The sequence below is a fragment of the Paraglaciecola chathamensis S18K6 genome (genome assembly GCA_000314955.1).
Lineage (GTDB): Bacteria > Pseudomonadota > Gammaproteobacteria > Enterobacterales > Alteromonadaceae > Paraglaciecola > Paraglaciecola chathamensis.
Genome location: BAEM01000009.1, coordinates 1 through 12,079, shown reverse-complemented (window position 1 = coordinate 12,079; position 12,079 = coordinate 1). Strand labels below are relative to the sequence as shown.

Here is a 12,079-nt window from a genome sequence, read left to right as displayed (position 1 = left end):
TAACGAAAAAAAAAGCTAACGCGCCACGTTAATCCGTAGCGCGTTAGATGCGACACTATAAGCGAGCTTTCACACTCGCTATAGTTGCCAGTATCAACCGTGAATTAAAATGCGTAACTCACACCACCGCCGTAAGTAGCCGGTGCGCCCACTAAGCGCGCCCCACCATTTAACTCGAGAAAGTACACTTCATCTGTGATGTTACGCCCATATGCATACACATTTAGGCCGTTTGCAAACGTCACATCAAGACGTACTCCTAGTAAATTATAAGAGGGTGCGGTATTACCATCGCCAGCGTTCAAACGGTTTGATTCTTCACCGTGATAGCTGTAATTCAAGCGTGCGTTCAGTTGAGTATTGTTGGATAGCGACGTTTGGTAGTTTAGCGCTGCGGTTTGGCTCCATTCTGGTGAGCCTGGCAGTGGGTCACCTATGGTGCTGATGACATCGTTTACTCGGTTAGAGCTAAACTCGGTAATCTCAGTATCTAGATACGTACCGGCTGTGTTAAAGGTGATTTTGTGATCGTCAGCTTCATATAGAGTTACCGCGATTGACGCTTCTGCACCGCGCACTGTTGCCTCACCGACGTTGGTTCTGCCGTTGGTATCATTTGATAAGCGGGCTGTGGCTTGAAGTTCTTCAAAATCATAAGAGAACAGGTCAAAGGTGAAGTTGATGCTGTCTGTAACGTAACGGGCTCCTGCTTCATAGGCGAGTACTTCTTCTGATTCAAAAGGCTGGGTTTCTTCTTCAGAAAATATTGAGGTGCCGTCAAAACCGCCGCCGCGATAGGCAGTACTGACAGATGCAAACACGTTTAGGTTGTCGTTGACAAAATATTGAATGGCCAGTTTGCCAGATACATTGCTGTCATCAAATTCTCGGTCCCATGAGAAATTGGCGTCTGTTTGGAATGTATCCTCGAAGACGGATAATCCCCAAGGGTCGGCATCGATGTTTTCGCCACGAAATTTGGCATTGTCTTTGGTGTAACGAAGGCCGCCACTGATGACCAAGTCGTTTGAAATGTTCCAGTCTATGTTTCCAAAGGTCGCGAAACTATTACGACGCTGATTGTATGGTGAACTGTACTGAGACAAAACAGCGTAACTGGTCCAGTTGCTGGTGAAGTCCACAGAGTCGTTGATAAAGAATGCGCCAGCAATCCAGTCGAATTCACCGCCAGTTGCATCACTCAAACGTATTTCTAGCGAAGTTTGGTCAAGCTCGTCGTCGAAGTTGTACTGATAACGAGGAAATGATGTGCCGTCGCCGTTACCACTGACATTACGCTCACTACTTTGTAAGGCGAATAGCACGTCTAGATTCATGCCGGATTGAAGTTGGTGGTTGAAATCACCAGAAAAACCACTCACATCAATTTCATGGGAGTAATATTCACTGGTGTAAAAGTCATATGGGTCGTTACCTTCACCGGCGTTTAATGCGGGGTTGTCATCGGCAAAAGCGATACGATCATACTGACGTGTGTCACCGCGATCTTGGCTGGTGAAATAGTGCAATGTGAGGGACGTAACATCATCAAAGTCATAAACGGCTGTGCCACGAAATGCAAACAGGTCGGCGTCGCCGAATCCGTCACGTTCACCTGGGTCAGCGACTGGAGGAACAATACCTTCAGTGCCTTCCGGTACAAAGCCTGCGAAATTGCCTGCACCTTTGCCATCCATGAAACCGCCCCCTTGCTCCATTAGTACAGCAACACGAACGCCTAAATTGTCAGAAACCTTCCCACCGACCGCAGCGGTACCCGATACAAAGTCGTAAGAGCCGTATTCGATATCAGCGTAACCGTTTAGCTCTTCCCCTGGGGCACGTGTAATAGCATTGATGGCTCCGGCTGTGGTGTTACGCCCATAAAGCGTGCCTTGAGGCCCTTTGAGTACTTCAATGCGTTCTAAATCGAAAAGTGGCATGCTTAAATAGGCATTGGATGTTTGATAAATACCATCGACGTGTAACGCCACTGACGGGTTTCCGTTAGGTTTGTAATCGTCTGCACCGCCAATACCGCGTATGGTAATAAAGCTATTTTCAGGGCCGCCAAAGGCTGAATTAATGGATATTCCCGACAAGCTATCAATTAAATCTGTAAAGTCTGTAACACCTTGCGCTTTTAGTTCATCGCCGCCTAACACTGAAATGGCCACCGGAGTATCTTGTAAGCTGCTATCGCGTTTTAAAGCCGTGACGACAACCTCGTCCATAGGGGCTTGATAGGTTGACGCCCGCTTGCTTTGTGTTTGAGTGCGTTTATCCGCTTTTTTAATAACAATCGCCCCACTTGGTTCTTCGTGGGCTTCTAAACCACTACCTTGCAACAATTTTTTTACTGCATTGAGAACACTAAGCTCCCCTGAGGTGGCAACCGCTTGTTTGTTACTGACCAAGCGGCTTGGGGCAATGATGACAGTACCTGTTTGTTGAGATAACAAGTTCAACGCCTGCCCTAAAGGTTGCACTGAAATATTAACTTGGGATTGTTGCGCTGTTACTTGCATAGGAGCTAAGGCTGAGAGCGCCGTGCCAAACAGGGCGAATTTTATCGAACGGTTAAGTGTATTCATGATGTTACTTCCAGTTAGTTAATGTGGTTTCGCTAGAAGAGTCATCAGCGCGATAATTTTTTCAGCTTAAGTGTTTGTTTAATAAAAACTTCACACAATGGGTGGTTATTTATCCGTTTGCATAACCTTAATCATCAAATGAGCCGGCAGGAGGGAAACCTGGCCGGCTCAGGCTTATTATTTGTGGGTTAACACACTGCGGTTTGCTTCATGAGTGAGTGCAATCGGGTAGGCAGCGGCTAAGCCTTCTAACATAGGTTCGATTTGCTCGAAGGTAAATGATGCTGTGATTGGCAGCTCATTAATGCTGTCGTCCAAGATAACTACAGGTTTTTTCGCGTAGCGGTTGATGTCCATGATCACATTTTTGAGGGGAACATCATCGTAGACTAAGCGCTGGTTCAACCACGAAAATTCAGTCTCTGGTTGAAAAATGGTAATCGCAGAGATAAAGCGCCCTTGAATGTCAGTGCGTAATTGTTCATTTGGTCTTAGCTGTAATACTTGCTCTTCTTGATCTGGGGATTCTGGTAAGTCAGCAACGTCGACTAAACCGCGCTCAACTGAAATTTTGAGGTTGTTGTTCGCGCTGTACTTAACTTCAAAAGCGGTGCCACGCACCCGTACTTCGGTTTGCTGAGCACTGACTGAAAATACGCGGCTAGGATCATGGGTGACGTCAAAATAGGCGCTGCCTTTGCGCAAGGTCACGCGCCTCTCATTCTGGTTAATAGCAACCAGAATGCTTGAATTACCCGCCAAAGTGACATCGGTGCCATCACTTAAGGTGATAGTGCGGTTTTGCCCCACAGGGGATGTAAATGCCGTAAGTGGTTGGGGTATCTCAAGATGGGTTGTGGTATTGAATACACCGTTAAATACCAGTAAGGCTACACTGGCAGCCATAGCACCGAATACTAATAACGATTTAGCGAATACACCTTTAGATTTTGTGGGCTTCACGGTCTCGGCTTGGGTAACAGTATGTTGCTGTATCCACTGAACGGCAGAGTCGGTCATGCCGATTGTTTGCCAAACCTCGTGACTGCGATTAAAAGCGGTTTTGTTTTCTTCGCTACTGTTTAACCAGATTAAAAATTCTTCACGTTTTTTGCTGGAAATGTCACCTGAATATAAATAGGTAAGCCATTCTCTGGCTTGAACTTTGGCTGATGATGCAGGCAGTTCAGTGTTTTGATTGCTGTTCAGCGCGGTAGCGTTCGCCGCATTTTTTGGATCTGTCATTATTTTTGCTCAAAAGAAAAGTTACTAGAAGAAGCGTCTGTGGCCGGCATTTGGTGGCAGGTATTATTTGCCTGCTCGTCGATGCTCTCTAACAAGGCCATCGCGGCGTTTAGTTGGCGACAAATATCCGCGACGCTCCAACCTGTATCAGTGGATATTTGAGTGTATGTTTGACCTTTAATTCTGGCGCGCATCAATATTTCGCGCTGCTTCTCACTCAGTTGCTCAGTGCCTTTTTGAATAGCCGCGATACGTTGTTCTGCCTGTAAAATAGTTTCAGGAGACATTTCGTCACATTGCTCTTGTGTGTGTTGAATGTGCTCATCAATAAATGCGCGCGTTTTGCATAGGCGACTGATTGACTTAAGGGTGATATTCATCGCTATTTTGATGATATACGCTTTGGGATCGTCTATTTTTTCTAGATTACGTAATTGCGCGAAGCGACTAAAGGCTTCTTGGGCGACGTCTTCTGGCTCGGGCGGCCCAGAGCCATAGCATGCATGTAGAACTCGACATACATCGCGCCAATGCTCTCGAAACAATCTATCAACTGCGTTCAATTCACGCGCTTTTTTAGGTTTATCAGGCGCGGGCGTGAGCGCCAGGGTTTGGGGTTTCGTATAGGAATTTAGAAAAAACAACGAAGCCTTTTGTAGCGTTTTACTCATTAGGGTTACTCTTACACGCTAAAAACTAACGGATAGTAATAGCCGAGTAAAACAGAAACATGACAGGGGAGTGTGTCACCTCAAATTTAATAAAAGCGTCACAATGGGGCGCTAAATAATGCGTTTTATGTGTACTGTTTTTTTGGGGATGAAGAAATGACTAAGAGTAGAAGGCGGTTAAACATGCGGCACTAAAAAGCCGGCAAGCCGGCTTTTCGTCACTGTTTATTTTAACCTTATTTTTTAAAGCGTTTGCTCATCCCAAGGCCTAATAGGCCCAATCCTAGAATGGCAAGGTTAGTTGGGGCAGGTACGTCGCGCTTATCTAAACCAACGACGATATTATCGAACTCGCCTGCGATCCCAGATGACACCACTCTTAAGCGGTTAAATGCCTCACTTGCATCGAAAGCGATGTTGACGTAAACATTTGATGAGTCCGCCTCCTGATCACCCGCAGTGCCATTTAGCTCAGCCAGTAGTTCTGCGCCCGTGATGCGGCTCACTAAAATATCATTAGAGTAAAACTCAAACGAATTGTAGGTATCAACTGAGCCCCAATAAAAGCCTAAGTAATTTACGCTTGAGCCAGCAAGAGAGGGAGCCGTTGAGCCGATACTGTTTAAAAAGTTAGTGTAATCAATATCTACAAAACTATCGACGCCCACCGTGCTTGGTGTGGTGTAAGCATAACAGGAATTATCACCAGCTGGTGCCGCAGCCACGTTGCGTGAAGAGCCTTTGCGAACATTTAGTACGGACGCGTCACTCGCTGTCACATCTAACGGCGAGTTTATCGCACAACCGCTCGACGCCCCAGCGACGTTGTAACTATCGTCGGGTGTGAGGGGGAGGCTATCGATGGCAGTGGCTCTATCAAAGGTCTCAACAAAAAAACCATCTGATATGTCGTTAATTGTGTTATCAGCGTTGATTTCTGAACTGGTTTTACCAGAGCCATCAGTCGCGGTTTGGCCGCCAAATGTTATAACAGCAGCACCAACAGTTTGGCTAACTGCTAATGCGATTAAGGTGGTTGTAAATACAGCTAATTTGTTCTTGTGCTTTAAAATTTTCATGTGTAACTCCATTACGCAGCTACTATTACTGCTACTTAAGTATTAGCATAAATAGTGCCAAGAGAAATTAGTGTGATTTATCATGGTATTGTATTTGTTTGGTAAAAATACCTGCCGAAAGCGTAAAAAATATTGACCGGATTGCTGTTAAAATGAACACTGTGTGTAAAAATTTCATAGTTGCGTTGCAACGCGCTCATTTTCATTTTTAGCGGCTAATCGGCCGCTTAACCGTGCTTGGGCGAGTGACTCTAAGAATTGAAAGTGAAGGCGTTGACATAAATTTGAGGCACAAAAAAAGCCGGCGGACCGGCTTTTCAGTGAAAAAATAATAAGCTTATTTTTTTAATTTTTTACGTATTACCATGCCCATTATGCCTAAGCCTAAAAAGGCTAAGCTAGCCGGAGCCGGCACATTACGATTAGAAAGCCCGACGACTATGTTATCAAACTCGCCTGCGACACCAGAAGAAATAACACGCAAACGATCGAATGCATCGTCAACGGTGAAGTTGATGTTCACGTAAACATTTGATTTATCAGATTCTCTATCACCTGCTTCACCGTCAAGTAAACCTAAGATTTCTCCACCCGTGATACTTTCCACTAACGTCGCGCCTGAATAGAATTCAAATGTGTTGTAAGTGTCGATTGAGCCCCAGTAGAAACCTAGGTAATCAATACTTGAACCGGCTAAAGAGGCTTCAATATTACCAATGCTGGCCAAAAAGCTGCTGTAGTCAATGTCAATAAAGCTGTCTTGACCGACAGTTTCAGGCGTGGTGTAGGCGTAGCAGGTATTGTCACCTGCAGGTGCTGCGGCAACATTTCGAGTCGAACCAGTACGTACGTTTAACACATCACTTGAGCTAGGTTGAACAACCAGTGGCGAGTTGATTGCGCAACCGTCTGATTTTCCCGCTACATTATAGCTTGTGTCATTAGCGCCCGGTAAACCTGGAATAGCGGTAGCCGCATCAAAGGTTTCAACAAAAAAACCATCACTGATTGCATTAATCGTGTTATCGGAATTTACGTTATTACTTGTTTTACCGGAATTGTCAGTGGCGGTTTGGCCACCGAAACTAATTGTTGCCGCGCTGATATTTTGCGATGCAGTTAGCGCTAGTAAAGCGGCTGCTGAAATGAATTTAGCTTTCTTAAATAAACGTGTCATAGGTTACTCCTTTACGACGACCTAACTGCAAACTGTTATTTGAATTAGTGGTTAAGCACTAACTAGGCCAACTTTAATTTTTCGTTTTTATTCAGTGGCTTATACTTTGGTCTTATTACCCTGAATAAATAAGTGTAAAAAAGTTGGACGTTTTTTATGCGCTTTGTTTCTTCACGCATACGCTTAGTAATGGCGCTCATTATAGTCGCGGTGGAATTTTAATCAATCATGTTTTTCGTAGATTAGTTTTTAAGCAGTTTTTGCAGACCTGCACTCACTCAATAAACGAAAATGTTCATTGGTCAAATGCAAAGGGTAATATTTCATTCATCGAAAGTGTTTTTATTTCCCCTTCGCTGGTGGCCATATGGACTAATGTGTCTTTACTTGCGAATTCAAAAATACGCTGGCGGCAACCACCACAAGGTGAACAAAAATGCTCGTTAGGGCTCGCGATCAGAATTTCTTTTACCTGTCTTGCGCCACCTGCAACCATAGCTGCTAACGCGTTGCCTTCTGCGCATTGGCCTAGTGGAAAGGAGACATTTTCTACATTACAGCCAGTATAGGTATTGCCGTCCTCAGCCACTAGGGCTGACCCAACTCGATAGTCAGAATAAGGAGCATGGGCTTTAGCTTGTACATCTAATGCCGCGTTGAATAGACTCTGTAAATCGGTTTGTTGCTTGTTCAAAATAATATCGCTTTTTTCTAAGTAGCTGGCTAGTGTGCATCATTTTTACAACTTGATACAGTAGATTGCAATTTTCACTGGGTTGTTGTCTTTACATTTATAGGTAAATACGCCACCCTGCCTGTTTACTGGGCATTATTCTTCTGGCTGATTTGACATTTTTATCGCCATCACTATAGGTCAAGCGTCGTACATTCTTATGCATATTAAATTTCTTTCACTGGTATTGTTCGGATTATTGCTTGGGGGGTGTGCGGGCGGTAACCAAGCGCAGCGCAGTCAAGCACAAATGAGTAACTTGTTATTAGCTGAGCCTGCACCGATGAGTGTGCGCTCGCAAATGGCGATCGCTAGGTACAATCAAATTTTGGCCAAAGCGCCGTTAGAAGACCAAGAACGTGCAGAGTTATTACATCAGCGAGGAATGCTTTACGACAGTGTAGGGCTAGCTGGTCTGGCACAGTACGACTTTGATCACGCCATTCGCTTAAAACCCGATATGGCCGAAGCGTATAATTCCTTGGGGGTACATTACACCCAACAAATGAATTTTATCCAAGCATATGAAGCCTTCGATGCCACTTTAGATATTAATCCTGAGTACGAGTTTGCTTTTTTAAACCGAGGAATTGCTCTTTATTATGGTGGGCGCCCGGATTTAGCCGTCAATGATTTTGGCGAGTTTTATCGAAAAGACGAGTCAGACCCTTATCGTGCACTTTGGGCTTTTATCGCGCAGAGTGAGCTTGATCAGCCGCAAGCTCTGGTCACATTGAGTGAAAATCGTGAAAACTTGAGTAGCGACAATTGGGCAACACATCTGGTTGATCTTTACTTAGGAAGAATTGACGAGCAGGCCTTATTAAACGGGTTAATTCAAGGGGTGACGAGTCAGCAGGAGTTAACGGACCGCCTGTGTGAAGCCTATTTTTACTTAGGAAAGTACAACTCAGCGCTGGGAAATCGCGGGGTGGCGTCTAACTATTTTAAATTAGCTTTAAGCACCAATGTGTTTGAATATGTAGAGCACAGATATGCCCGTTTAGAGCTCGATATGCTGCGTGATAAAGCTGTCGCTGACAGTGAAGCACCATAACGATAACCAAGCGAAAAGTTGCAGTAGGTGCTGAAACTCAGCCTATTGTTCATTTTATCTGCCGCCTGGTTATTCACTGGGCGCAGCGACATGGCATGTTACTTAACCTTTCTAAATGCCCAAGCTTCTCTAAACGAACAAGCCGCCAATCATCAGGCAACATTTCATTACTTATATAAAGCCTACCTAGTAGGTGACCCAACTGCGTTATCTAGGCTTAGTCAACAAGCTATAAAGCAAAAAAGCGGTTACTGGCTACACTTCGCGAAATTAGCGGGCTCACCAAAGGCGCAGCGCTATTTTTCTGATTTGCAAGGCAATACTAAGCAAAGTAGGGCTTCTATAAAGGTGCTTTCTTACGCAGCACAGCAGGATGATATAGATGCGCAAGTGGCTCTGTACCATCATTTTGTGGTGAAAAACCAGCGACAAAAAGCCCAGTATTGGCTCACAAAAGCCGCGTCACGAGATGCGCAAAGTGCTCTGTATTATGCTAAGTGGTTGTCTATAGCGGGGCAAGAGCGCAAAGCGCGTGCGCTTTTAAACAAAGCTGCCGAGCTTGGTAGTCGAGATGCGGTCGAGCTCTTGTCAATGCTCAGTTCAGCGAATATTGCTAGCTCTAGCGCTAAGGAGCAAGCTTTAGCGACAGGCTACTCACAGCCCAGCAATAATGCATTGCATAACGCAGCAACTACTCGGTGCGACCAAAAATTGCAAATTGTAGCCAGCACTTTGCATTCTGTTTTGCAAGGCAAAGAGCTTAAGCATCGCTTCGAAAGCGACACACGATTAACGACGTTGCCTATATGCATTAACCAGCCAATATGGCTAAGCAGTGAAGCGCTCTCATGCTCGGCCAATTGGCAAGGTGCAGCTCGATTGGGCTGCGATATCACCCAGCTCAGTCATTCTCTCAGTGAGCAGGATTTTACGCATATTGTGGTGTTAGCTGATACGGGGAAGGCAAATGTGCACAATGGGGTGATGTTTTTAGATAGTAAAGACGATTACAACGTTTTCGTGCATGAATTAGCCCATTTCGCAGGGTTTGTAGATGAATACCCTTTGTCCTCTGCGCTAGCGAGCAGTATTTGTCACACAAATAATGCACCTAACCTGAGAGTGCGCCAGGGGCAGGAGAAACCGGTAATTAAGGAGTGGTTAATACAAGGAAACAAGGAAGGGGTAACGATAAGTCCCGCTCGCACTTGTGATAACCATCCGTGGCAAGCATATAAACCCAGTCAAAAAACGACCTTCATGGAATTTTACGATGTGCCTTATATTCCAAAGTTTTATCTTAAAGCATGGGCCGAACGATTAGGGCAAAAGCCCTTATTAACCCCTGCTTACATTAATTTATACCAAGGTTATGAAGCCAAAGGCGACGCTGAACAAGGGGAATACTGGCGTACCCGCTATCAGCAATACCTACAAGCAGATTAAGTCGGTTGATTTTGATATAACAGGAAGTGTGATTTTTGTGCGCACAAACGGTATACTACCCAGACGACTTACGATGTTTGCGAAAACCTACTTAGCACTATGAATCAGGCACTTTCTATCGGCACGGTTGATTATCCGTTCCCAGCAAAACCAGCGCGACTAACTACTGTTCAGCAACAAGATTACATCGACAAAATTAAACAATTGTTGATTGAAAAAAATGCCACTTTGGTTGCGCATTACTATACCGATCACGAAATTCAAGCGTTAGCCGAAGAAACGGGGGGTTGTATTTCTGACTCCCTTGAAATGGCACGTTATGGTCGCGACTGCGATGCGCAAACTTTAGTGGTGGCTGGCGTGCGTTTCATGGGCGAAACCGCTAAAATATTAAGCCCTGATAAAACCGTGATCATGCCTACCTTAGAGGCAACCTGTTCACTGGATATTGGTTGCCCAGACGCTGAGTTTTCAGCATTTTGTGATGCGCACCCAGATCATACCGTTGTGGTATATGCCAACACATCTGCTGCGGTAAAAGCGCGCGCTGATTGGGTGGTTACATCCAGCATCGCTCTGGAAATTGTTGAGCATTTAGACGCCCAAGGCAAAAAAATTATCTGGGCGCCTGACCGTCATTTAGGGGCGTACATCGCTAAAGAAACCGGCGCTGATATGTTGATGTGGCAAGGCGAGTGTATTGTGCATGACGAATTCTCTGCCAAAGCGCTGCGAGACATGAAGCATCTTTACCCCGATGCTGCTGTGCTAGTGCACCCAGAATCACCTGCGAGTGTTGTTGAGCTCGCTGATGCTGTAGGCTCAACTACCCAACTTATCAATGCTTCTCGTACGTTACCTAACGATACGTTTATTGTAGCGACTGACCGAGGCATTTTTTATAAGATGCAGCAGTTAGAGCCAAATAAAACCTTTTTAGAAGCGCCCACCGCAGGTAATGGCGCAACTTGCAAAAGCTGCGCCCATTGCCCTTGGATGGCGATGAACGGACTCGAAGCTATTTACAATGCGCTAACTGCACCGTCTGGGCACGAAATCTTTGTTGATGACGAACTGCGTAAAAAAGCATTGGTGCCGCTTGATAGAATGCTCGATTTCTCAGCCGACCTAAAAATGAAGGTTACCGGCAACGCATAGTTCCATTTTATGTGCGAAGCATTTTGCCATTAAGAGAAAGCCAGCCAACGCTGGCTTTTTCATTTTTCGGCCACATAAACAGTATAGAGTTCTGTTTTAATTCGACTATTTAGGAGCAATCATGCCAGATTTAAGCCGTTACAAAGGGATCGTTTTTGATATGGACGGTACGTTAATCGACTCTATGGGATCTCATGCTATTGCATGGCAACAAACCTGCGAACAATTTGGATATCCGTTTGACGGCCAATACATTCACGATTTAGGTGGCGTACCCACGCGACAAATAGCGCAATTGCTGAATGAAAAACACAGTATGACCCATGATCTAGATGAGGTTGCAGAATTTAAGCGTCAAGCTTGGTTAGCGTTAGATGAAAGCTTATCGGTCATTCAAGAAACATTTGATGTTATGCAGCGCTATAAAGGTACGCTTAGAATGGGAGTTGGTACAGGCTCTGAACGAGAAAACGCGATTCGTATGTTAACCGAAACTGGCTTGTTAGAGCACGTAGAAACAGTGGTCACCGCATCAGACGTGACACACGGTAAGCCTCACGGTGAAACATTTTTAACAGTAGCCAAGAATATGGGGCTTACAGCTAAGGAATGTGTGGTCTTTGAAGACACAGAAATTGGCCGTCAAGCTGCTGAGCATGCAGGTATGGATTGCATTATGGTGATTAATGGCAAGATAGAGTTGCCAGCAGCTTAATCCAAATTCATAGCCAGCATAACAATCAAAAGGAATTGGTTGTTAAATCACCGCTATCCTCACTTTATCTCAGTAAACACTTGCGCACGTCAGCGGTTTTCCCTAACATACGCGCCTGCTAAAAAGCTTGTCTGTATGTCGCTGTTTGTGATTTAAGACGATAAAGCAAATGAAAAGTTTTACAGAGGTGGGTAAAGTCGGCCT

The 12,079-nt window shown here is 45.0% G+C and carries 10 protein-coding genes; 4 read left to right on the top strand and 6 right to left on the bottom strand.

What is annotated here, in order from left to right; genetic code table 11:
* Positions 1-104: 104 nt before the first annotated feature.
* The 6 genes from GCHA_RS03785 to GCHA_RS03760 form a co-directional block, all read right to left on the bottom strand.
* Entirely contained in the window at positions 105-2,594 is a 2,490-nt protein-coding gene (locus GCHA_RS03785) for a TonB-dependent receptor (protein ID WP_007985218.1), read from the bottom strand.
* A 177-nt stretch (positions 2,595-2,771) separates the two neighbouring features.
* On the bottom strand, positions 2,772-3,839 hold the full coding sequence (locus tag GCHA_RS03780) for a FecR family protein (RefSeq protein WP_007985217.1): 1,068 nt from the start codon (positions 3,837-3,839) through the stop codon (positions 2,772-2,774).
* Positions 3,839-4,510, bottom strand: a complete 672-nt coding sequence (locus tag GCHA_RS03775) for an RNA polymerase sigma factor (protein ID WP_007985216.1) — start codon at positions 4,508-4,510, stop codon at positions 3,839-3,841. Before GCHA_RS03775 ends, GCHA_RS03780 begins: the two co-directional genes overlap by 1 nt.
* 236 nt (positions 4,511-4,746) lie before the next feature.
* Complete coding sequence (locus GCHA_RS03770) at positions 4,747-5,589, bottom strand: Npun_F0296 family exosortase-dependent surface protein (protein ID WP_007985213.1); 843 nt, start codon at positions 5,587-5,589, stop codon at positions 4,747-4,749.
* A gap of 337 nt (positions 5,590-5,926) precedes the next feature.
* Positions 5,927-6,766 carry a PEP-CTERM sorting domain-containing protein gene (locus GCHA_RS03765; protein WP_007985210.1) on the bottom strand — a complete coding sequence of 280 codons (840 nt, stop codon included), beginning with the start codon at positions 6,764-6,766 and terminating at the stop codon, positions 5,927-5,929.
* Positions 6,767-7,061: 295 nt separating this feature from the next.
* Positions 7,062-7,460 (bottom strand): cytidine deaminase, encoded by a 399-nt coding sequence (locus GCHA_RS03760; RefSeq protein WP_007985208.1) that lies wholly within the window; start codon positions 7,458-7,460, stop codon positions 7,062-7,064.
* Between the two features lie 199 nt (positions 7,461-7,659).
* Here GCHA_RS03760 and nlpI point away from each other — a divergent pair, with 199 nt between their 5' ends.
* The 4 genes from nlpI to GCHA_RS03740 all read left to right on the top strand — a co-directional run bounded on the left by nlpI (position 7,660) and on the right by GCHA_RS03740 (position 11,875).
* Positions 7,660-8,556, top strand: a complete 897-nt coding sequence (nlpI, locus tag GCHA_RS03755; protein WP_007985205.1) for a lipoprotein NlpI — start codon at positions 7,660-7,662, stop codon at positions 8,554-8,556.
* Positions 8,557-8,583: 27 nt separating this feature from the next.
* Entirely contained in the window at positions 8,584-10,002 is a 1,419-nt protein-coding gene (locus GCHA_RS03750) for an SEL1-like repeat protein (RefSeq protein ID WP_007985203.1), read from the top strand.
* 99 nt (positions 10,003-10,101) lie between these two features.
* Positions 10,102-11,160: a quinolinate synthase NadA gene (gene nadA / locus GCHA_RS03745; protein ID WP_007985200.1), complete on the top strand. Its 1,059-nt coding sequence runs from the start codon at positions 10,102-10,104 to the stop codon at positions 11,158-11,160.
* A 121-nt stretch (positions 11,161-11,281) separates the two neighbouring features.
* A complete protein-coding gene (locus GCHA_RS03740) occupies positions 11,282-11,875 on the top strand; it encodes a beta-phosphoglucomutase family hydrolase (protein WP_007985198.1) in 594 nt (197 codons plus the stop codon).
* Positions 11,876-12,079 lie beyond the last annotated feature (204 nt).

Excerpts from the sequence above, each read along its gene's own strand:
- GCHA_RS03785 (WP_007985218.1), bottom strand. The coding sequence starts at position 2,594 with ATGAATACACTTAACCGTTCGATAAAATTCGCCCTGTTTGGCACGGCG.
- GCHA_RS03780 (WP_007985217.1), bottom strand. The coding sequence starts at position 3,839 with ATGACAGATCCAAAAAATGCGGCGAACGCTACCGCGCTGAACAGCAAT.
- GCHA_RS03775 (WP_007985216.1), bottom strand. The coding sequence starts at position 4,510 with ATGAGTAAAACGCTACAAAAGGCTTCGTTGTTTTTTCTAAATTCCTAT.
- GCHA_RS03770 (WP_007985213.1), bottom strand. The coding sequence starts at position 5,589 with ATGAAAATTTTAAAGCACAAGAACAAATTAGCTGTATTTACAACCACC.
- GCHA_RS03765 (WP_007985210.1), bottom strand. The coding sequence starts at position 6,766 with ATGACACGTTTATTTAAGAAAGCTAAATTCATTTCAGCAGCCGCTTTA.
- nlpI (WP_007985205.1), top strand. The coding sequence starts at position 7,660 with ATGCATATTAAATTTCTTTCACTGGTATTGTTCGGATTATTGCTTGGG.
- nadA (WP_007985200.1), top strand. The coding sequence starts at position 10,102 with ATGAATCAGGCACTTTCTATCGGCACGGTTGATTATCCGTTCCCAGCA.
- GCHA_RS03740 (WP_007985198.1), top strand. The coding sequence starts at position 11,282 with ATGCCAGATTTAAGCCGTTACAAAGGGATCGTTTTTGATATGGACGGT.